The sequence below is a fragment of the Methyloversatilis universalis FAM5 genome, from assembly GCF_000214035.2.
GTDB classification, from domain to species: Bacteria; Pseudomonadota; Gammaproteobacteria; order Burkholderiales; family Rhodocyclaceae; genus Methyloversatilis; species Methyloversatilis universalis.
This window is the reverse complement of record NZ_AFHG01000052.1, coordinates 207,738-227,554: the sequence shown is the minus strand read 5'-3', so window position 1 is coordinate 227,554 and position 19,817 is coordinate 207,738. Positions and strand designations below refer to the sequence as shown.

The following is a 19,817-nucleotide window of genomic DNA, read 5'->3' as shown; positions in this document are numbered from 1 at the left end:
TCCGGCCCTCATTGTGCTGGATGGCCCGCATTGAAAGAAATCCTCGTGCTCTATTACAGCCGCCACGGTTCGACGCTGAACCTGGCGCGGCAGATTGTCCGCGGCATCGATTCGGTGGACGGCGCAAGCGCCCGGCTGCGCACCGTGCCGCCGGTGTCCACGGTCTGCGAAGCCAGCGCGCCGGCAGTGCCCGACAGCGGCGCCCCCTACGCCGAGGCGATCGACCTCGAGGAGTGCGCCGGGCTGGCGCTCGGCAGCCCGACACGCTTCGGCAACATGGCCGCACCGCTCAAGTACTTTCTCGACGGCACCAGTCCGCAGTGGCTGTCCGGTGCGCTGGCCGGCAAACCGGCCGCCGTGTTCACCTCCACCGCCTCGCAGCACGGCGGCCAGGAAAGCACGCTGCTGTCGATGATGCTGCCGCTGCTGCACCATGGCATGCTCATCGTCGGTCTGCCCTACGCAGAACCCGAACTGGCGCACACGCCGGACGGCGGCACACCCTATGGCGCCAGTCACGTGACCGGTGCCGACGCCCGCACCGCCCTGTCGGAACCGGAAGCGAAGCTCGCCTTTGCGCTCGGCCGCCGGCTCGCCCTCACCGCTCTCAAGCTCGCCGACTGACATGAATGCCCGACGCTGGAACCTGCTGACCGCCGGCAGCCTGATCGCCCTCATCCTGCTCGGCCTGGCCTGGGAGCTGTGGCTGGCGCCGCTGCGTCCGGGCGGCTCCTGGCTGGTGCTGAAAATCCTGCCGCTGCTGGGCAGCCTGTTCGGCATCCTGCGCGGCAGGCGCTACACCCACCAGTGGATGTCGCTGCTCAGCCTGGCCTATTTCACCGAAGGCATCGTGCGTGCGACCTCGGACAGCGGGCTGTCTGCACAGATCGCCGTCGTCTACACCGTGCTGTCGGTGCTGCTCTTCCTCGGCAGCACCTTCTACTCGAAGTACACCGCACCCAGCCGGCTGGCTGCACCTTCGCCCGACGCGCAATAAAAAAGGGCCGGCAAATGCCGGCCCTCTCGTCCGTCTTTCCGGAAACCCGGCTCAGATCGGGCTTTCGTCACCCTGCGGGTTGAGCTTCTGCGCACCCTGCAGCTTGTTCAGCGCGTTGATGTAGGCCTTGGCCGAGGCGACGATGATGTCGGTATCGGCGCCCTGGCCGTTCACGATGCGTCCGCCCAGCGCCAGCCGCACCGTCACCTCGCCCTGCGCATCGGTGCCGGTGGTGATGGCATTGACAGAATACAGCAGCAGTTCGGAGCCGCTTCGCGCCACCGATTCGATGGCGCGGAAGGACGCATCGACCGGGCCGCTGCCCTGCGACTCCACCCTCACCTCGCGGCCACCCGCGGTCAGCGTCACCGCCGCCTGCGGCGGTTCGCCGGTTTCCGAGCGCACGCTCATCGCGACCAGCTTGTACAGCTCGTCCTCCGGCGTGACCGCTTCGTCGCTCATCAGCGCCTGGATGTCCTCGTCGAAGATTTCGTGCTTCTTGTCGGCCAGCTCCTTGAACGCGGCGAAGGCGACGTTGAGCTGCTCTTCCGACTCCACGACGATGCCCAGTTCGGTCAGCCGCGCGCGGAAGGCGTTGCGGCCGGAGTGCTTGCCCAGCACCAGCTTGTTGGTGTTCCAGCCCACGTCCTCGGCACGCATGATTTCATAGGTTTCGCGATGCTTGAGCACGCCGTCCTGGTGGATGCCCGACTCGTGCGCGAAGGCGTTGGCGCCGACGATGGCCTTGTTCGGCTGCACCGGATAGCCGGTGATGGTGGACACCAGACGCGATGCCGGCACGATCTGCGACGCATCGATGCGGGTATCCACGCCGAACACGTCGCGCCGGGTGCGCACCGACATGACCACCTCTTCCAGCGAGGCGTTGCCGGCGCGCTCGCCCAGGCCATTGATCGTGCACTCGACCTGACGTGCGCCGGCCATCACCGCGGCAAGCGAATTGGCCACCGCCATGCCGAGGTCGTTGTGGCAGTGCGTGGACCACACCACCCTGTCGGCACCCGGCACCCGCTCGATCAGCGTGCGCATGCGCTCGGCCCACTGCGCCGGCACCGAGTAGCCCACGGTATCCGGCACATTGATGGTCTTCGCGCCGGCCTTGATCACCTCGGTGAAGACGCGCACCAGGAAATCGATGTCGGAGCGCACCGCGTCCTCGGCCGAAAACTCCACGTCCTCGGTGTATTGCCGCGCCCAGCCGATCGCCTTGATCGCCTGTTCGACCACCTGGTCGGGGCTCATGCGCAGCTTCTTCTCCATGTGGATCGGGCTGGTCGCGATGAAGGTGTGGATGCGGCCGCTCGCCGCCGGCCTGATCGCCTCGCCCGCACGACGGATGTCGTTCTCGCTGGCGCGCGCCAGCGAACAGACGGTGGATTCGCGGATGGTTTCGGCCACCGCGCGCACCGATTCGAAATCGCCGTTGGAGGCGGCGGCGAAACCGGCCTCGATCACATCCACCCGCATCTTCTCGAGCTGCCGGGCGATACGCAGCTTCTCATCGCGCGTCATCGAGGCGCCCGGGCTCTGTTCGCCGTCACGCAGCGTGGTGTCGAAAATGATGAGGCGGTCGGTCATGGTGATCTCCGTAGCGCGTCGCACTGCGGTACGACGCGGGTCATGCAGGCATTGGGCCGGGCGCGGGGCGGGGCCGCTCCGGCCCGGGAATATAAGACGTCGGCCGGCACCGTACAACGGCGGCCGGCATTCGCGATCAGGCGTCCGCTTCCGGCGGCGGCAAGGTCGGCGGCGTCTGGCTGCGGCTGGCGCGGCGGATCACCCACATCACGTAGCCGGACAGGCCATAGGCGACGAACAGGCTGAACAGCACCACCGGCGGATTCAGCGACACCGCGACGAAAGCGAGCACGAAACCGAAAATGACGATGAAGGGCACGCTGCGGCGCAGGTTGATGTCCTTGCCGCTCCAGAACTTCACGTTGCTCACCATGGTGAGGCCAGCGAACAGCGTGATCACGAAGGCGGCCCAGCGCATGTCGGGCCCGGTATAGCCGTTGTCGGTCGCCACCCACACCAGACCGGCGACCAGTGCCGCGGCGGCCGGGCTGGGCAGCCCCTGGAAGTAGCGCTTGTCCACCGTGCCGAGATTCGTGTTGAAGCGCGCCAGCCGCAGCGCCGCACCGGCACAGTAGATGAAAGCGGCGATCCAGCCCCACTTGCCGAGGCCGCGCATGGCCCATTCGTAGGCGATCAGCGCCGGCGCCGCGCCGAAGGACACCATGTCGGACAGCGAGTCGTACTCGGCGCCGAAGGCGGACTGGGTGTGGGTGAGCCGCGCCACCCGGCCATCGAGGCCATCGAGCACCATGGCGACGAAGATGGCCACGGCGGAATATTCATAGCGCCCGTTCATTGCCTGCACGATGGCGTAGAAGCCGGCGAACAGCGAGGCGGTGGTGAACAGGTTGGGAAGGATGTAGATGCCGCGCCGGCGTTTCACCGGATCGGCAGGCTTGACGTACTGCGGATCGTATTCGGACATGCATTCACTCCGACGGACCGCGCACGGGATCACCGCTGCACGGCTTTTGCGTTTCAGGCCGGTTCGGCCCCTGGTGCCCGCTGCACCCGATCATGGCCACGGTGGTTCCGACCCCATGAACGCGTCACAGACTGCGCTTCGTCCTGAACCTATCAGGATGACGTGCATCGCGGAAGCGTCCGATGATGACGGGAACGGCCGGCGCACGGATGGCCCGGAATGCAAAAGGCCCGGCGGCCCGGACACGATGTGCCGGGACCGCCGGGCCAGGCGGGACGCCAATCAGTTCTTCGACTGGTCGACCAGCTTGTTCTTCGTGATCCACGGCATCATGCCGCGCAGCTGGGCACCGACCTTCTCAATTTCGTGAGCGGCGGTCAGACGGCGGCGGGCCGTCATCTCCGGGTAGTTGGTGCGACCTTCAAGGATGAAGTTCTTGGCGTAGTTGCCATTCTGGATGTTGGCCAGGCACTCCTTCATCGCGGCACGGGCTTCGCCTGCGATCACGCGCGGGCCGGTGACGTACTCACCGTATTCCGCGTTGTTCGAGATCGAGTAGTTCATGTTGGCGATACCGCCTTCGAAGATCAGGTCGACGATGAGTTTCACTTCGTGCAGGCACTCGAAGTAGGCCATTTCCGGCGCATAGCCGGCTTCGGTCAGCGTTTCGTAGCCGGCCTTGATCAGCTCGACCAGACCGCCGCACAGCACGGCCTGTTCGCCGAACAGATCGGTTTCGGTCTCTTCGCGGAACGAGGTTTCGATCACGCCACCCTTGGTGCCACCGTTCGCAGCCGCGTACGACAGCGCGAGGTCACGCGCCTTGCCCGACTTGTCCTGATACACGGCGATCAGCGACGGCACGCCGCCTCCGCGCAGGTACTCGGAACGCACGGTGTGACCCGGGCCCTTCGGAGCGACCATGACGACGTCCAGGTCTTCACGCGGGATGACCTGGTTGTAATGGATGTTGAAGCCGTGGGCGAACGCCAGCGTGGCGCCCTTCTTGATGTTCGGCTCGACGTCGCCGTAGTACACCTGCGGAATGTTCTCGTCCGGCAGCAGGATCATGACCAGATCGGCACCCTTCACCGCATCCGCCACTTCCTTCACCTTCAGGCCAGCGCCTTCGGCCTTCTTCCACGACGCGCCGCCCTTGCGCAGGCCGACCGTGACCTTGACGCCGGAATCCGACAGGTTCTGGGCGTGAGCATGGCCTTGCGAGCCGTAGCCGACGATGGTGACTTTCTTGCCCTTGATGAGCGACAGGTCTGCGTCCTTGTCGTAGAAGACTTTCATGGGTTTCCCTTGTGTGCTGTGTAGGTTTATGCGGTGCTGCGGGCTGGTGCGGAATGCGGTGTGCGGATCAGAGACGCAGGATGCGGTCGCCGCGGCCGATGCCGGCCACGCCGGTACGCACGGTTTCCAGGATCAGCGAGCTGTCGATCGCGCCGACGAAGGACTCGATCTTGGCCGTGTTGCCGGTCAGTTCGATCACATAGGTCGAATCGGTCACGTCGATGATGCGGCCACGGAAGATGTCGGCGACACGCTTCAGTTCCTCGCGGTCCTTGCCGGTGGCGCGCACCTTGATGAGCATCAGTTCGCGCTCGATGTGCGCGGCTTCGGACAGGTCGACCACCTTCACCACCTCGATCAGCTTGTTCAGCTGCTTGGTGATCTGCTCGATGATGTCGTCGGAGCCGGTGGAAATGATGGTCATCCGTGACAGCGAACCGTCTTCGGTCGGCGCCACGGTGAGCGATTCGATGTTGTAGCCACGCGCCGAGAACAGGCCCGACACGCGCGACAGCGCACCGGCTTCGTTCTCGATCAGTACGGAAATGACATGCCTCATTGCGAGCGCCTCTTTTTTCTAAACGGAGAACCGCCGCCACGGTGCGGGCTGCCGGAGGCCGGTGCCCGCTGCCTGACCGGCGGGTAAGCCGGTCAGGCGACCCCGGCGACGCGTGGATGCCGGGGGCCGCGCGCGACAGTGTCGGATTGCCGTGTTACAGGTCCTCGGCGGACAGGATCATGTCGGTCAGACCCTTGCCACCCATCACCATCGGATACACGTTTTCAGTCGGATCGACCTGGAAGTCGATGAACACCAGGTCGTTCTTGCGCTTGAAAGCTTCGCGCAGCGCACCTTCCACGTCACCCGGCTTCTCGACGCGCAGACCGACGTGGCCATAGGCCTCGGCCAGCTTTGCAAAATCGGGCAGCGAATCCATGTAGGACTCGGAGTAGCGGTTGCCGTGGATGAACTCCTGCCACTGGCGAACCATGCCCAGATAGCGGTTGTTCAGGCTGCAGATCTTCAGCGGAATGCGGTACTGCTTACAGGTCGACAGTTCCTGGATGTTCATCTGCACCGAACCTTCGCCGGTGATCACCGCCACCGGCGAACCCGGGTGCGCGAGTTGCACGCCGATGCCGTAGGGAATGCCCACGCCCATGGTGCCCAGACCGCCGGAGTTCAACCAGCGACGCGGCTTGTCGAACTTGTAGTACTGGGCGGCCCACATCTGGTGCTGGCCCACGTCCGAGGTGACAAAGGCGTCCCCCTTGGTGATTTCCCACAGCTTCTCGACCACGAACTGCGGCTTGATCACCTCGTCGCTGTGCTTGTACTTCAGGCAGTCGCGACTGCGCCATTCCTCGATCTGCTTCCACCATTCGGCCAGCGATTCCTTGTCCGGACGATCGCCCGAAGCTTCAAGCAGACGCAGGATGTCGTCCAGCACGTCCGGCAGGTTGCCGACGATGGGCACATCCACCTTCACGCGCTTGGAAATCGACGACGGATCGATATCGATGTGGATGATCTTGCGCGCCACCCGGGCGAAATCCGCCGGGTTGCCGATCACGCGGTCATCGAAGCGGGCACCGACCGCGATCAGCACGTCGCAGTACTGCATCGCCATATTGGCTTCGTAGTTGCCGTGCATGCCCAGCATGCCGACGAACTGCTTGTCGGTCGCCGGATAGGCACCCAGGCCCATCAGCGTGTTGGTGCAGGGCGCGCCCAGCGTGCGCACCAGCTTGGCCAGCTTGTCCGATGCATCCGACAGCACCACGCCGCCGCCGGCGTAGATCATCGGACGCTTGGCTTCCAGCAGCAGCTGGACCGCCTTCTTGATCTGGCCCTGGTGACCCTTGGTGATCGGGTTGTAAGAGCGCATGGTGACCGACTTCGGATAGTCGAATTCGGCCTTGGCCATCGTGATGTCCTTCGGGATATCGACCAGGACCGGACCTGGACGGCCGGTCTTGGCGATGAAGAAGGCCTTCTTGATGGTCGGGGCGATGTCCTTGACGTCCTTCACCAGGAAGTTGTGCTTCACGCACGGGCGGGTGATGCCGACCGTGTCGCACTCCTGGAAGGCGTCCTGACCGATGGCGGCGGTCGGCACCTGGCCGGTGATGATCACCATCGGAATGGAATCCATATACGCGGTCGCGATGCCGGTCACGGCATTGGTCACGCCCGGACCCGAAGTCACCAGCGCGACGCCGACGCGCTCGGTCGAGCGCGAATAGGCGTCCGCTGCGTGCAGCGCGGCCTGTTCGTGGCGGACGAGTACGTGCCGTACCTTGTCCTGCTTGAAAAGCTCGTCGTACAGGTACAGCACGGCGCCGCCGGGGTACCCGAAAACATACTCGACCTTTTCTTCCGCAAGGCACCTGACTACAATTTCCGCTCCGGTCAAAAGCATCGCCACACCTGTAAAAAAATTCCGGAAAAGCCGCAAAGGGTAGCTTTGGCACTCTTTCCGGTCAAGGCATTTGTCGGCGTCAGGCGGGCATATTGCCGCCCGTATGCCGCCTGTGGCATACCATCCGCACCGACCCACCGAAAGACCGAGCCCTGGCTTCCCGCGAAGAACTGTCCGCCTTTCTTGCCGCTGTCGAACGCCGCGCCTTCAAGCAGGCCGTGTTCGCTCTGCGCAACGACGAATCGGCGCTGGATGCGGTACAGGACGCGATGATGAAACTGGCCGAGAAGTACGCCGACCGGCCGGCCGACGAGCTTCCGCTGCTGTTCCAGCGCATTCTGCAGAACGTGATCCGCGACGCCTTCCGGCGTCGCAAGGTCCGCTCGACCTGGACCACGCTGCTGTCGGCGCTGACCGGACAGGACGACGAGGACGACTACGATCCGCTGGAAACGATGGTGGTCGACGACCCGTCGGAACTCGGCCGGACCCCCGAACAGAACCTCGAACAGTCGGAAGTGATGGCATTGATCGAGCGCGAGATTTCCCGCCTGCCGACACGTCAACGCGAAGCCTTCCTGATGCGTTACTGGGAGGAACTGGATATCGCCGAGACCGCGTCGGTCATGGGCTGCTCCGAAGGAAGCGTCAAGACGCACTGCTCGCGCGCAACGCACGCCCTCGCGGCCGCCCTCAAACTGCGTGGCATCAAACTATGAACCGGACTCACCTACCGCCTCCTGCAAGCGGCCTCGACGAAGCCGCCATCGGTCGTCGCGCGCATGCCGCCCTCGAAGCAAGCTGCGCCGAACTGCCCCCGGATATCGCGTTCCGTCTGCGTCAGTCGCGCGAACGGGCCGTCGCGGCCGCACTGCCCCGGCGGCGTCTGGCGCTGCTCCCCCGGCTGGCCGGCATGGCCGGCACGCTGGGCGGCGGCGACTGGCTGCGGCAGAACCTGATATCGGCCACCGGCGTCGTGCTGCTCGCGCTGATTGCGGCCTTTGCCAGCCAGCAGTCGCAGGACGAGCGCCTGAATGAATCGATAGACATCGACACCGCACTGCTGACCGACGACCTGCCGATCGACGCCTATCTCGACCGCGGCTTCGGCAACTGGCTGGACAGCCAGGGCGAGCGCTGATGCGTATCCTTCTGGCCGGCGCGCTGCTCGCAGCGTCGCTGTCGTGCGCCCCCGCGCTCGCCCAGAGCCGGGCGCCCGCATGGTATCTGCTGAAGCCGGCGGAACAGGCCATCCTGTCGCCGCTGGCGGAGGACTGGGACAGCTTCGAACCCGAACGCCGGCGCAAGTGGCTGGATCTGGCGGCCCGCTATCCTTCGATGACGTTGGAAGAACAGACCCGCATGCGCGCGCGCATGGCGTACTGGGGCAGCCTGAGTCCGAAGGAAAGAATCGAGGCACGGGAACGCTACCGGCGGCTTCAGACCATGCCCCCGGACCAGCGCGAAACCCTGCGACGGCAGTGGGAAGCCTACGAAAGCCTGTCTCCGGAAGAACGCAAACGCCTGCAGGAAGCAGGCAGAAGCGGCAGCAAGACACCGGGCGCGCCTGCAGCGGCGCCGGTTCGCAAGTAGACTGCGCTCCCCTTCCCTTTCGCGGCTTCCTTGCAGCCGCACTGAAACAATGTCAGAAGCTGCCCGATTTCCGGCCGCCGGCCTGCGCCGCCGGCTCGCCTCCCTGTTCTACGAAGCGCTGCTGCTGCTCGGCGTGCTGGCTGCCGGCTTCATGCTGCCGTATCTGGTGATCGGGCTGGCGCTGGACGTGGCGCCTCAGGGCTGGTTCGCCTGGCTGCACATTTTCCTGCTGCTCGGCCTGTACTTCGTGCACTACTGGCGCAAGGGCGGCCAGACGCTGGCCATGCAGACCTGGGGCATACGGGTGGTGGATGCGCTGGAAGACCGCCCGCCCAGCTTTCGCCGTGCGCTGCTGCGCTATCTGCTGAGCTGGCCCTCGCTGTGGTTCGGCGGCGCCGGACTGATCTGGGCGCTGTTCGACCGAGAACGCCAGTTCCTGCACGACCGGCTGGCCGGCACCCGGGTGATCCGGATCAAGTAAGGCCGGTCAGCGCCGGTCTTCCCACCACAGCATGGCGGCTGCGGCGAACATGAACAGCACGCCCGGGGTGAGCGCCGCCGCATAGGGCGGCCACGAATTGATCGCGCCGAGGTTGGAGAACAGGCCGTTCAGCATGTGGAACAGCACGCCGATCATCACGCCGGCAAATACCTTGATGCTGACCGCGGCGTTGCGGTTGTGCATGTAGGCGAAGGGCAGCGCCAGCGCCAGCATGACCAGACAGGCCAGCGGATAGGTAAACTTCTTCCACAGCGCGATTTCGTAGCGGCCGGTGTCCTGGTGGTTGTCCGCCAGATGCTGGATGTAGTGCCAGAGCTTCCAGGCAGACATGCGTTCCGGCACCACCAGCATCACGCTCATCACATCCGGGCTCAGTTCGGAATCCCATACCAGGGTTTCGGCGCGCGTCACGCGTGCGCCCTCGGCCGAGAAGTCGGTTCTCGCCACCTCAGCGAGTACCCAGCCGTCAGGCAGACGGTAGGCGCCCCGCCCCGCTTCCAGAATCGACAGCAGCTCCCGGCGCTCGTTGAACTCGAAAATGCGCACCTTGCGCAGTTCGCCGTCGGGCGTGACGCTGCCGATATTGATGAAATTGCGGCCGTCCTTCACCCAGAAGCCACTGCGGAATTCGCTGGTGAGCAGTTGCGAACGGGCGGCCAGCTTCAGTTCCTGCGCTGCACGTTCGGCTGGTGGCGCGATGAATTCGCCAGTCGCGAAGGTGAGCAGTACGAAAGGCAGGCCAATGCGCGCAAGCAGTTTCAGGATGCGCGCGGTGGACAGGCCGGAGGCGCGCAGCACCGTGATTTCCGAGTGCCGCGACAGCGTGGTGAGCGAGTACAGCGCGCCGATCAGCACCGCGATCGGCAGCGTCTCATAGGCCCGGCCGGGAAGCGTCAGCACGGTGTACATCACCGCGTGCTCCAGCCCGTAATTGCCGCGCCCGAGGTTGTCCAGTTCGTTGATCAGGTCGAAGAAGCCGAACAGGCCGAGGAAGGCGGTCAGCACCAGAAGGGTGGCGAGGGCGACCTCGCGGCGGACGTAGCGTTCATGAATCAGCATGGTCAGCGGCTCCGCAATGCACGCGGCAGATGGCCGTACATGCGCCACGCGAACATCGCCGACAGCAGCAGGAACATGCCGCCGTGCAGCGTCCACATGACCATGCCGAACGACAGCTTGCCCTGCGCCACCATGGCCTGGGTCACGCTCAGCAGATTCGAGTACACGAGGTAGATGAGCAGCGCCATCAGCAGATTGTTGGCCCGACCGGCCCGCGGATTCACGAAGGAAAGCGGAATGGCGAGCAGCGCCAGGTTGAGCGCGGCGATCGGCAGGCCAATGCGGAAGGCCAGCTCACCCATATTGGGCGGCGACGGATCGGCCAGCAGTTCCTGCACCGTGAGCACATTGGGCCGCTCTTCCGCGCCCTGGGATTCCTTGGTTTCTATCCGCACCGCGTAACGTTCGAATTCCATCACCCGGAATTCCGGTGTGCCGGGCAGACCTTCATAACGACGTCCGTGCAGCAGCACGACGAAGCGGTCGCCGCTGGCCAGCGTCTGGGTATAGCCGTCCGCAGCGACCGTCACGCCCACGCGCCCCTTGTCGCTCGAACTGACGAAGATGTTCTTGACGGCACCGTCACTGCCGTCCCCGCTCTCGACGAAAAACACGCGGTTGGCCTGGGACGATTCGCGGAAACTGCCGGGCGACATCTGCGCCACGTCGTCGCGGTTGCTCATGCGGGTGCGGAACTCAGCGCTTTTTACCTGCGACCAGGGCGACAGATAGAGCGACAGCACCGCCACCGCCACCACCATGGGCAGCGCGAACAGCACCACCGGACGCACCCACGCCGACAGCGGCAGGCCGGTGGCGAACCACACCACCATTTCGGAATCGCGCCAGGTGCGCGACATTGCCAGCAGCACCGAAATGAACAGCGTGAGCGACAGGATCACGCCCAGGTAGCGCAGTGCGCCGAAGCCGAGCAGCGCCATGACCGCTTCGGACGCCACTTTTCCGCCGGCCGCCTGTCCGAGCAGGCGCACCAGCTGGGTGGACAGCACGATGGCGAACAGCGCGACGAAAACAGTCAGTGCGGTACTGGCGAATTCGCGCAGGGCGGCGCGCTGGAAGATCAAGCCTGGGGCTCCGTGCGGAACGCCTTCGCGCAATGGCGCGTCAGGCCGTTCTTTTTTGACTCGCGCGCAGCGTCGAGCCGATAATCGGCGCGACTGACTCAGCGCGTACTGATAGAGGAGAAGCGGGTGGAATTTAGCATAAAGAGCGGCAGCCCCGAAAAGCTGCGTACCGGCGCCCTGGTCGTGGGCGTATTCGAGTCACGCAAGCCGGGTGCCGCCGCAGCGGCCCTCGATGCCGCCAGCAAGGGCCGCATCACCGAAGTGCTCGCCAGCGGCGACCTGGAGGGCAAGGCCGGCAGCACGCTGCTGCTGCACAAGCTGCCGGGCGTGGCGGCGGACCGCATCCTGCTGGTCGGCCTGGGCAAGGAAAAGGATTTCGGCCTGAAGGAATTCCGCGACGCGGTTGCCGCCAGCGTCCGCGCCCTGCGCGATACCGGCGCTGCTGACGCGGTGATCACGCTGGCCGAACAGGCCCCGCGCAAGCTGGGCGGCGCTGGCGCACTGCGCCAGTCGGCCATCGTCGCGCTGGACGTGCTCTATCGCTACGCCTCGCCGGTCGGCGAAACGAAGGACCCCAGCCGTGCGCTGGCCGCCCTCGGCTTCACGGTGCCGAAGAAGGGCAGCGCCTCAGCCGCGGCCGAAGCGCTGAAACAGGGCGAAGCCATTGGCCACGGCATGTCGCTCACGCGCACGCTGGGCAATCTGCCGCCCAACATCTGCACGCCCACCTATCTGGCCGAACAGGCGCTGGAGCTGGGCAAGCGCGGCGACATCAAGGTCACCGTGCTGGACCGCCCCGAACTGGAAAAGCTGGGCATGGGCTCGTTCCTTTCGGTGTCCGATGGCTCGCGCCAGCCGCCGAAGTTCATCGTGATGGAGTACCGCGGCGGCAAGAAGAATGACGCGCCAGTGGTGCTGGTGGGCAAGGGCATCACCTTCGACACTGGCGGCATTTCGCTGAAGCCGGGCGAAGGCATGGACGAAATGAAGTACGACATGTGCGGCGCCGCCAGCGTGCTCGGCACCTTCCAGGCGCTGGCCGCGATGAAGCTGTCGCTGAACGTGGTCGGTCTCATCCCGACCACCGAGAACATGCCGGGCGGCGCCGCCACCCGGCCGGGCGATGTCGTGAAGTCGATGTCCGGCCAGACCATCGAAATCCTGAACACCGACGCCGAAGGCCGGCTCATCCTGTGCGACGCGCTGACGTACGCCGAGCGCTACGACCCGGCCTGCGTGGTCGATATCGCCACGCTGACCGGCGCCTGCATCATCGCGCTGGGCCACATCACCAGCGGCCTGATGGCCAACGACGACGCGCTGGCCGATGAACTGCTGGCCGCCGGCCAGGCATCGTGGGACCGCGCCTGGCGCCTGCCGATCTGGGACGACTATCAGGAACAGCTGAAGAGCAACTTCGCCGACATGGGCAATATCGGCGGCCGGCCGGCGGGTTCGATCACCGCCGCCTGCTTCCTCGCGCGCTTCACGAAGAAGTACAAGTGGGCGCACCTGGACATCGCCGGTACCGCATGGAAGAGCGGCAAGGACAAGGGCGGCACCGGCCGTCCCGTGCCGCTGCTGACCCACTTCCTGCTCGAACGCGCCGGCAAGCTCTGAGGCGGGCATGGCGGTCGCCGAATTCCATCACGACGCCCAGGACAAGCTGCGCCACGCCTGCACGCTGGTGGCACAGTGGTACCGGGACGGGCGTCGCGTCTGGATTCATTGCGACAGCGAGCCGCTGGCCGCACGGCTGGACCAGATGCTGTGGGTATTCGAGCCGCTGGCCTTCGTTCCGCACGTACGCGACGGCCACCGGCTGAGCGAGGCCACACCGGTGCGCATCGGCCATGACCCGGCCGCCGCGCCCGCGGACGCCATCGTGCTGAACATGGCGCAGTCGGTGCCCGCCGGCTTCGAACAGCGCGAACACATCGTCGAGATCGTGAGCCGCGACCCGGCGGACCGCGACGCGGCCCGGGCGCGCTTCATGCGCTACCGGGAGCGCGGCTTCGACATGCAGACACGAAAGGCTGAAGCATGAGTGAGGACCTGATTGGCCGCGCGGATTCGCTGATGCGGCGCGGTCGCAGCTTCGTCGCCGGCCGGGTCGCGCCGGCGGTGGTCGACGACGGCATTCCGCTGCTCACCGAGGCGGTCGACCTCGAAACGCTCGCCCCCGAGCCGGAAGACCGCACGGCCGAAATCACCGCGGCAGTCACCGCCGAGGTCACTGAGCGGGTCACCCGGGACGTGACCGAACAGGTGACCGCCGAGGTGACCGAGCGGGTGACGGCTGAAGTGACCGAACGCGTCACCGCCGAAGTCACGGCCGAAGTCACCGAGCGGGTCCGCGCGGAGGTGAGTGCGCAGGTCACCGAGCAGGTGAGCCGTTCGGTCGGCAGCGAGGTGAGCGAGAACCTCCTGCTGCGCGCTTCGGATGCGCTCGACCGGGAGTTCGCCGATCTGCCCTCGCAGGTGCAGCTGCGCATCGACGAATGGTGCGCGAGCACGCTGCCGGCACTGGTGAGCATCGAAATGCAGGCCGCCTTTGAGGCGGCACTGGGCGCCGCGCTCGAGAGCGCCGCAGGCCGCATCCGCAGTCAGGCCACGCTGGATCTGCGTGAACAGATCGCCGCCGAGATCGAAAAGCGCAGCCAGGCTGTGCTGCACGCCACGAACCCGCCTTCGGACCAGCCCGACCAGCCTCTATAATCGCGGGTTTGCATCCACGCAGACCCGTCATGACGCTGGCCAAGAGCTTCGAACCGGCCGACATCGAACGCCGCTGGTACCCCGAGTGGGAATCGCGCGGCTATTTCGCTGCCGGCCTGGACACCGACACCCCGAACAAGCCCAACTTCTGCATCCTGCTGCCGCCGCCGAATGTCACCGGCACGCTGCACATGGGTCACGGTTTCAACCAGACCCTGATGGATGCGCTCACCCGCTACCACCGGATGCGCGGCGACAACACGCTGTGGCAGCCGGGCACCGACCACGCGGGCATCGCGACCCAGATCGTGGTCGAACGCCAGCTCGACGCGAAGGGCGTGTCGCGCCACGATCTCGGCCGCGAGGAATTCGTGAAGAAGGTGTGGGAGTGGAAGGAGTACTCCGGCTCCACCATCACCCGCCAGATGCGCCGCCTCGGCACCTCGCCCGACTGGACGCGCGAGCGTTTCACGATGGACGAAGGCCTGTCGAAGATCGTCACTGAAACCTTCGTCCGCCTGCACCAGGAAGGCCTGATCTATCGCGGCAAGCGCCTGGTGAACTGGGATCCGGTGCTGGGCACCGCGGTGTCCGACCTCGAAGTGGTACAGGAGGAAGAAGCCGGCTCGCTGTGGCATATCCGCTACCCGCTGGCCGACGGCTCCGGTTCCCTGACCGTCGCCACGACACGTCCGGAAACCATGCTCGGCGACGTCGCGGTCATGGTGCATCCGGAGGACGAGCGCTACAGCGCGCTGATCGGCAAGACGGTGAAGCTGCCGCTGACCGACCGGGAGATCCTGGTCATCGCCGACGCCTACGTCGACCGCGAATTCGGTACCGGCGTGGTGAAGGTCACCCCGGCGCACGACTTCAACGACTACGCGGTCGGCCAGCGCCATGGCCTGGCCATGATTTCCATCCTGACGCTGGATGCGAAGATCAACGACAACGCGCCGGAAAAGTACCGAGGTCTGGACCGCTTCGCCGCACGCAAGGCTATCGTGGCCGACCTCGAAGCCGCCGGTCTGCTGGAAAAGACCGACAAGCACACGCTCAAGGTGCCGCGCGGTGACCGCACCAATGCGGTGATCGAGCCCATGCTGACCGACCAGTGGTTCGTCGCCATGAGCAAGCCGGGCCCGGACGGCAAAAGCATCACGCAGAAGGCGCTCGACGTGGTGGCCAGCGGCGAAATCCGCTTCCACCCGGAAAACTGGGTGAATACCTACAACCAGTGGCTGAACAACATCCAGGACTGGTGCATCTCGCGCCAGCTGTGGTGGGGCCACCAGATTCCGGCCTGGTACGACGACCAGGGCAATGTGTTCGTCGCGCACTCGGAAGCCGAGGCCTACCAGCGCTACTTCGAACATCTTGCGAAGACCAACCCCGACCTGAAGCGCCTGGCGATCGCCACCGCGATGGCGCGCGAAATGTCCGGCGACACGCTGCCGGAGGTCGGCCGCAACTACGCGATCAAGGAAAACCTGCCGCTGCTCAAGCGCGACGAGGACGTGCTCGACACCTGGTATTCGTCGGCGCTGTGGCCTTTCTCGACGCTGGACTGGACGCCGGACTGGGAGCCGGGCAACCCGGAGAAGAGCAACCCGGCGCTCGACCTCTACCTGCCCTCCTCCGTGCTGGTGACCGGCTTCGACATCATCTTCTTCTGGGTGGCGCGCATGGTCATGATGACCACGCACATCACCGGGAAGATTCCGTTCCGCGACGTCTATGTGCACGGCCTGATCCGCGACGCGGAAGGCCAGAAGATGTCGAAGTCCAAGGGCAATGTGCTGGACCCGATCGATCTGATCGACGGCATCGCGCTCGACGATCTGGTGAAGAAGCGCACCACCGGCCTGATGAATCCGAAGCAGGCGGAGCAGATCGAGAGGCGCACCCGCAAGGAATTCCCGGACGGAATTCCCGCCTTCGGTACCGACGCGCTGCGCTTCACCTTCGCCTCGCTCGCCAGCCCGGGCCGCGACATCAAGTTCGACATGCAGCGCTGCGAGGGCTACCGCAACTTCTGCAACAAGCTGTGGAACGCGACCCGCTTCGTGCTGATGAACTGCGAAGGTCAGGACTGCGGCATGGCGCCGTGCAATGACGACTGCGGCCCGGACGGCCCGCTGCACTTCCAGGCGCCTGATCTTTGGATCGTCAGCGAACTGCAGCGCGTTGAAGCCGAGGTCGAGAAGCAGTTCGGCGACTACCGCTTCGATCTGGTGGCGCAGGCGATCTACCGCTTCGTCTGGGACGAGTACTGCGACTGGTACCTCGAACTGGCCAAGGTGCAGATCCAGAACGGCACGCCGGCCCAGCAGCGCGCCACCCGCCGCACTCTGCTGCGCGTGCTGGAAACGGTGCTGCGTCTGGCGCACCCGCTCATTCCCTTCATCACCGAAGAGCTGTGGCAGACCGTCGCGCCGCTGGCCGATCGCAAGGAAGGCGAGTCGATCCAGCTGGTGCGCTATCCGCAGGCCAACCTCAGCCGCATCGACGCCACCGCAGACGCCTGGGTGGCCGAGCTGAAGACCATGGTGGATGCCTGCCGCAGCCTGCGTGGCGAAATGGGCATTTCGCCGGCCACCAAGGTACCTCTGCTGGCCGCCGGCAAGACCGAGGCGGTGCGCGGCTACGCGCCCTACCTGGCTGCGCTGGCCAAGCTCAGCGAAGTACAGGCGGTCGGCGATGCACTGCCGGATTCGCCGGCCCCGGTGCAGGTGGTGGGTGACTTCCGCCTGATGCTCAAGATCGAGATCGACGTCGCCGCCGAGCGCGAGCGCGTGGGCAAGGAAGTCGCGCGGGTGAAGGGCGAAATCGCCAAGTGCGAGGGCAAGCTGGGCAACGAAAGCTTCGTCGGCCGCGCGCCCGCCGCGGTGGTCGATCAGGAGCGCAAGCGCCTGGCCGACTTCGGCGACCTGCTGGCGAAGCTGGAAGAACAGCTGGGGCGGTTGGGGTGACGCGAGGGGCTGGGGGCTAGGGATTTGGGGCTAGCGGATTGCGGGCGGCGAAGCCGCCCGGAAACTTTTCTAGCCCCTACATCCTAGCCACTAGCTCCTCCAGTAAACGTCCCTCATCCGCTCGCAGTAGCGGACGAGGGACGGATAGTCACGCTCGATCAGCGTCTTGAACGGCAGGTCGAGATCGACGAACACCACGTTGGCCAGCATGCCGTAGGCACTGGCATCGACGCTGGACGGTTCGCCGAACAGGAAGGGCTTGTCGCCCAGCACGGTGGCGATGGCGTCGATGTCGCGCATGCCCAGCGCAGTGATCTCGTCCGCCGAATGGCGGCCGATGCCGGCCGCCTTCACCTGCTTCACCATGCCCTGGCGGGCCAGCTTTGGCACGAACCACTTGTAGGGCGCGCCCATGCCGGCGAAAAAGGCCTCGTGCGTGGCCGGCCAGAAGCGGTCGTCCGCCCAGCGGAAGTACAGCACGCACCAGTAGGCGTGCTCTTCCAGCGTGCGCTGCAGCAGCAGCGACTGCGCACGCTCGCCTCTATCGAGATGATCGTCCAGCGTCACGCCGTGGCGCTTCGTCAGGTGATCGATGATGAAGCTGCTGTCGGCCAGGGTCGTGCCGTCGTCAATGATGAAAGGCAGCTTGCCCTTGGGCGCCCGCCCCAGATTCATCGTGTAGACGTTTTCGTACGGCAGGCCCGCCATGCGCAGCCAGGTTTCGAGCTTGAGGCAGAAACCGCTTGCGTTGGGCAGCCCCATCGCCGGGGGAAACTGGAACAGCCTGATCATGTTGCAGTCTCCCGGTAGAGGTGAGGGGTGGCCGCTTACTTGCGGCGCAGCAGGAACACGAATTCCTTGTCCGCCTCGGTGGCCTCGAGCAGCGTGTGGCCGGTCTGACGGGTAAAGGCCTCGAAATCGCGCACCGCGCCCGGGTCGGTCGCCACCACGCGCAGCACCTGACCGCTGCTCAGTTCGGACAGCGCCTTCTTGGTACGCAGGATGGGCAGCGGGCAGTTGAGCCCGCGGGCGTCGAGTTCCTTGTCGAATTCCATGATTCACTCCAGTGCGGAGCGCCGTTTATACCTGCAGCCACCGCTGCTGCGCAACGCCGCCACGCTCACAGTCCGTCACGGCGCTGCTCGGCCAGCCGCTCACGCAGCTCGCGCAGCCGCGCATCGACCGCCGACTGCTGATAGAAATCGCCGTCGGCCGCCCGCTGGGCCAGTTCCAGCTGTTCGATCGCCGCCTGATACTGGCCGTTCAGCACATAGGCCTCGGCCTGTGCGCGATGCTGGGCCAGCCGCTTGCCGAGCAGCGCGCTGGTGCGGGCCTGGTACTGGTAGAGCTGCGGGTCCTGGGTAGTGAGACTGATTTCGTCGGTCGCGACCGCGAGTGCCTCTTCCGGGCGGTTGTCGGCGATCAGCGCCTCGATCAGGCCATACACGATGGCACGGGGCCGCAGGCCGCTGCGCTGCAGCCCTTCCTTGAAACGGCTCACCGCTTCCGCGGGGCGGCCGGCGTCGAGGCTGATGCGGCCTGCGAGATTGTCCAGCATGGGCGATGAAAACCCGTCGGCGCGCAGCCCGTCGACTTCCTTCTGCGCGCGGACGAAATCGCGCTTGCGCAGCGCGGCGTGCGCGAGGCCGAAGCGTGCCGCGATGCGGGCAGCGCCCTGCACGTCGCGCAGCCGGGTCTCGAACTCGGCGAAGGCTTCGCGTGCCTCGCCGTCGTAGGCGCGCAGCTTGGCACGCACCAGCAGGAAATCGATGCTGTCCGGCACCTGGCGGTAGGCGGTTTCCTGGATGCGGGCGGAGGCGTCGGCGATCCGCTCGGTGGTCAGCGGATGGGTGCGCAGATAGGCCGGCGAATTCGATTCGTAGAAGCGGACCGAGCGCTGCATGCGCTCGAAGAAAGCCGCCATGCCGCGGGTGTCAAAACCTGCGCCATCCAGCATCTGGATGCCGATGCGGTCGGCCTCTCGCTCGAAATCACGGGTGTAGGCGAGCTGGCTGGCCACGGTGGCAGCCTGGCCGCCGACCACCGCCGCCTGCGCCGCCTGTCCGTTGCCACGCGCCGCCAGCGCCGCGATGATGAGCGAGGCGATGGCGATCACGCTCATTTCGCCGCGCTTCGAGTAGAGCCGCGCGATGTGGCGCTGGGTCACGTGCGAAATTTCGTGTGCGATCACCGAGGCCAGTTCCGATTCGCTCTGCGCCGCAACGATGAGCCCGGAATGCACGCCGATGAAGCCACCGGGCCAGGCGAAGGCGTTCAGCGTCGGGTCGCGCAGCGCGAACAGTTCGAAATCCTGGCGCGAATCCGGCAGCTTGGCGATCAGCCGGTCCGCCAGCTGGTTCAGATAGCCGTTGATTTCCGGATCGTTGATGTAGCTGCGCTCGCGTACGCGGGTTTCGCGCCACAGCGATTCGCCGATGCGCCTTTCCAGCGAAGGCGGCAGATCGGCCTGCGCCACGTCGCCCAGATCGGGCAGGTTGTTGGCCGGCAGCACCGGCGGCATCATCAGCACGATCGCGAGCGCCGCGCGCAGTCGCAGGGCGCGGCGGGACCGTCCGGCAGAGGGGAAGAAGGTCATGGCAATGCTATGATAGCCGGCAGGCGTGAACGATCGTTCGGTCGCAGGT

Annotated in this window: 20 protein-coding genes; 10 read left to right on the top strand and 10 right to left on the bottom strand. The window is 65.7% G+C overall.

Annotation, left to right across the window (positions count from 1 at the left end; translation table 11 throughout):
• The first annotated feature begins 30 nt into the window (after positions 1-30).
• Positions 31-624, top strand: a complete 594-nt coding sequence (gene wrbA / locus METUNV1_RS12115; protein ID WP_043359797.1) for an NAD(P)H:quinone oxidoreductase — start codon at positions 31-33, stop codon at positions 622-624.
• A gap of 1 nt (position 625) precedes the next feature.
• Positions 626-997, top strand: a complete 372-nt coding sequence (locus tag METUNV1_RS12110) for a DUF2069 domain-containing protein (protein ID WP_008062101.1) — start codon at positions 626-628, stop codon at positions 995-997.
• A gap of 51 nt (positions 998-1,048) precedes the next feature.
• Here METUNV1_RS12110 and METUNV1_RS12105 read toward each other — a convergent pair whose 3' ends face one another.
• The 5 genes from METUNV1_RS12105 to METUNV1_RS12085 form a co-directional block, all read right to left on the bottom strand.
• Positions 1,049-2,596 (bottom strand): 2-isopropylmalate synthase, encoded by a 1,548-nt coding sequence (locus tag METUNV1_RS12105; RefSeq protein ID WP_008062099.1) that lies wholly within the window; start codon positions 2,594-2,596, stop codon positions 1,049-1,051.
• A gap of 136 nt (positions 2,597-2,732) precedes the next feature.
• Positions 2,733-3,521: a CDP-diacylglycerol--serine O-phosphatidyltransferase gene (gene pssA / locus METUNV1_RS12100; RefSeq protein ID WP_008062095.1), complete on the bottom strand. Its 789-nt coding sequence runs from the start codon at positions 3,519-3,521 to the stop codon at positions 2,733-2,735.
• Between the two features lie 282 nt (positions 3,522-3,803).
• The gene (gene ilvC, locus METUNV1_RS12095) at positions 3,804-4,820 is read right to left on the bottom strand and encodes a ketol-acid reductoisomerase (RefSeq protein WP_008062093.1); all 1,017 of its coding nucleotides are present in this window, start codon (positions 4,818-4,820) and stop codon (positions 3,804-3,806) included.
• A 67-nt stretch (positions 4,821-4,887) separates the two neighbouring features.
• The gene (ilvN, locus tag METUNV1_RS12090) at positions 4,888-5,379 is read right to left on the bottom strand and encodes an acetolactate synthase small subunit (RefSeq protein ID WP_008062092.1); all 492 of its coding nucleotides are present in this window, start codon (positions 5,377-5,379) and stop codon (positions 4,888-4,890) included.
• 154 nt (positions 5,380-5,533) lie between these two features.
• Positions 5,534-7,243, bottom strand: a complete 1,710-nt coding sequence (locus METUNV1_RS12085) for an acetolactate synthase 3 catalytic subunit (protein WP_043359794.1) — start codon at positions 7,241-7,243, stop codon at positions 5,534-5,536.
• Positions 7,244-7,395: 152 nt separating this feature from the next.
• Here METUNV1_RS12085 and METUNV1_RS12080 point away from each other — a divergent pair, with 152 nt between their 5' ends.
• The 4 genes from METUNV1_RS12080 to METUNV1_RS12065 are packed head-to-tail and all read left to right on the top strand — an operon-like array spanning position 7,396 to position 9,317.
• On the top strand, positions 7,396-7,962 hold the full coding sequence (locus METUNV1_RS12080) for an RNA polymerase sigma factor (protein ID WP_051165446.1): 567 nt from the start codon (positions 7,396-7,398) through the stop codon (positions 7,960-7,962).
• A complete protein-coding gene (locus METUNV1_RS12075) occupies positions 7,959-8,384 on the top strand; it encodes a DUF3619 family protein (RefSeq protein WP_008062082.1) in 426 nt (141 codons plus the stop codon). Before METUNV1_RS12080 ends, METUNV1_RS12075 begins: the two co-directional genes overlap by 4 nt.
• Positions 8,384-8,836, top strand: a complete 453-nt coding sequence (locus METUNV1_RS12070) for a DUF3106 domain-containing protein (RefSeq protein WP_008062081.1) — start codon at positions 8,384-8,386, stop codon at positions 8,834-8,836. The genes METUNV1_RS12075 and METUNV1_RS12070 overlap by 1 nt, the downstream gene beginning before the upstream one ends.
• Positions 8,837-8,885: 49 nt before the next feature.
• The gene (locus tag METUNV1_RS12065) at positions 8,886-9,317 is read left to right on the top strand and encodes an RDD family protein (RefSeq protein WP_008062080.1); all 432 of its coding nucleotides are present in this window, start codon (positions 8,886-8,888) and stop codon (positions 9,315-9,317) included.
• 6 nt (positions 9,318-9,323) lie between these two features.
• On the opposite strand, the gene lptG is transcribed toward METUNV1_RS12065, so the two are convergent.
• Together lptG and lptF are read right to left on the bottom strand one after the other, a co-directional pair.
• Entirely contained in the window at positions 9,324-10,397 is a 1,074-nt protein-coding gene (lptG, locus tag METUNV1_RS12060) for an LPS export ABC transporter permease LptG (RefSeq protein WP_008062079.1), read from the bottom strand.
• A gap of 2 nt (positions 10,398-10,399) precedes the next feature.
• Complete coding sequence (gene lptF / locus METUNV1_RS12055) at positions 10,400-11,482, bottom strand: LPS export ABC transporter permease LptF (RefSeq protein WP_008062078.1); 1,083 nt, start codon at positions 11,480-11,482, stop codon at positions 10,400-10,402.
• A gap of 126 nt (positions 11,483-11,608) precedes the next feature.
• Here lptF and METUNV1_RS12050 point away from each other — a divergent pair, with 126 nt between their 5' ends.
• From METUNV1_RS12050 to METUNV1_RS12035, 4 genes are read left to right on the top strand one after another with little or no spacing between them, the layout of a single operon-like run.
• Positions 11,609-13,102 carry a leucyl aminopeptidase gene (locus METUNV1_RS12050; RefSeq protein ID WP_008062070.1) on the top strand — a complete coding sequence of 498 codons (1,494 nt, stop codon included), beginning with the start codon at positions 11,609-11,611 and terminating at the stop codon, positions 13,100-13,102.
• 7 nt (positions 13,103-13,109) lie between these two features.
• Positions 13,110-13,529, top strand: coding sequence for a DNA polymerase III subunit chi (locus METUNV1_RS12045; protein WP_008062069.1), 420 nt, complete (start codon positions 13,110-13,112; stop codon positions 13,527-13,529).
• The gene (locus METUNV1_RS12040) at positions 13,526-14,200 is read left to right on the top strand and encodes a hypothetical protein (RefSeq protein WP_008062068.1); all 675 of its coding nucleotides are present in this window, start codon (positions 13,526-13,528) and stop codon (positions 14,198-14,200) included. Before METUNV1_RS12045 ends, METUNV1_RS12040 begins: the two co-directional genes overlap by 4 nt.
• A gap of 29 nt (positions 14,201-14,229) precedes the next feature.
• Positions 14,230-17,172: a valine--tRNA ligase gene (locus tag METUNV1_RS12035; RefSeq protein WP_008062067.1), complete on the top strand. Its 2,943-nt coding sequence runs from the start codon at positions 14,230-14,232 to the stop codon at positions 17,170-17,172.
• A 90-nt stretch (positions 17,173-17,262) separates the two neighbouring features.
• Here METUNV1_RS12035 and METUNV1_RS12030 read toward each other — a convergent pair whose 3' ends face one another.
• From METUNV1_RS12030 to METUNV1_RS12020, 3 genes are all read right to left on the bottom strand, one after another.
• Positions 17,263-17,964 (bottom strand): glutathione S-transferase family protein, encoded by a 702-nt coding sequence (locus tag METUNV1_RS12030; protein WP_008062066.1) that lies wholly within the window; start codon positions 17,962-17,964, stop codon positions 17,263-17,265.
• 35 nt (positions 17,965-17,999) lie between these two features.
• Positions 18,000-18,227, bottom strand: a complete 228-nt coding sequence (locus METUNV1_RS12025; protein ID WP_008062065.1) for a sulfurtransferase TusA family protein — start codon at positions 18,225-18,227, stop codon at positions 18,000-18,002.
• Positions 18,228-18,292: 65 nt separating this feature from the next.
• Entirely contained in the window at positions 18,293-19,768 is a 1,476-nt protein-coding gene (locus METUNV1_RS12020; protein ID WP_008062064.1) for a M48 family metalloprotease, read from the bottom strand.
• Positions 19,769-19,817 lie beyond the last annotated feature (49 nt).

Coding starts and splice junctions, on each gene's coding strand:
- METUNV1_RS12110 (WP_008062101.1), top strand. CDS start 626: ATGAATGCCCGACGCTGGAACCTGCTGACCGCCGGCAGCCTGATCGCC.
- METUNV1_RS12105 (WP_008062099.1), bottom strand. CDS start 2,596: ATGACCGACCGCCTCATCATTTTCGACACCACGCTGCGTGACGGCGAA.
- pssA (WP_008062095.1), bottom strand. CDS start 3,521: ATGTCCGAATACGATCCGCAGTACGTCAAGCCTGCCGATCCGGTGAAA.
- ilvC (WP_008062093.1), bottom strand. CDS start 4,820: ATGAAAGTCTTCTACGACAAGGACGCAGACCTGTCGCTCATCAAGGGC.
- ilvN (WP_008062092.1), bottom strand. CDS start 5,379: ATGAGGCATGTCATTTCCGTACTGATCGAGAACGAAGCCGGTGCGCTG.
- METUNV1_RS12085 (WP_043359794.1), bottom strand. CDS start 7,243: ATGCTTTTGACCGGAGCGGAAATTGTAGTCAGGTGCCTTGCGGAAGAA.
- METUNV1_RS12075 (WP_008062082.1), top strand. CDS start 7,959: ATGAACCGGACTCACCTACCGCCTCCTGCAAGCGGCCTCGACGAAGCC.
- METUNV1_RS12070 (WP_008062081.1), top strand. CDS start 8,384: ATGCGTATCCTTCTGGCCGGCGCGCTGCTCGCAGCGTCGCTGTCGTGC.
- METUNV1_RS12065 (WP_008062080.1), top strand. CDS start 8,886: ATGTCAGAAGCTGCCCGATTTCCGGCCGCCGGCCTGCGCCGCCGGCTC.
- lptG (WP_008062079.1), bottom strand. CDS start 10,397: ATGCTGATTCATGAACGCTACGTCCGCCGCGAGGTCGCCCTCGCCACC.
- METUNV1_RS12045 (WP_008062069.1), top strand. CDS start 13,110: ATGGCGGTCGCCGAATTCCATCACGACGCCCAGGACAAGCTGCGCCAC.
- METUNV1_RS12040 (WP_008062068.1), top strand. CDS start 13,526: ATGAGTGAGGACCTGATTGGCCGCGCGGATTCGCTGATGCGGCGCGGT.
- METUNV1_RS12035 (WP_008062067.1), top strand. CDS start 14,230: ATGACGCTGGCCAAGAGCTTCGAACCGGCCGACATCGAACGCCGCTGG.
- METUNV1_RS12030 (WP_008062066.1), bottom strand. CDS start 17,964: ATGATCAGGCTGTTCCAGTTTCCCCCGGCGATGGGGCTGCCCAACGCA.
- METUNV1_RS12025 (WP_008062065.1), bottom strand. CDS start 18,227: ATGGAATTCGACAAGGAACTCGACGCCCGCGGGCTCAACTGCCCGCTG.
- METUNV1_RS12020 (WP_008062064.1), bottom strand. CDS start 19,768: ATGACCTTCTTCCCCTCTGCCGGACGGTCCCGCCGCGCCCTGCGACTG.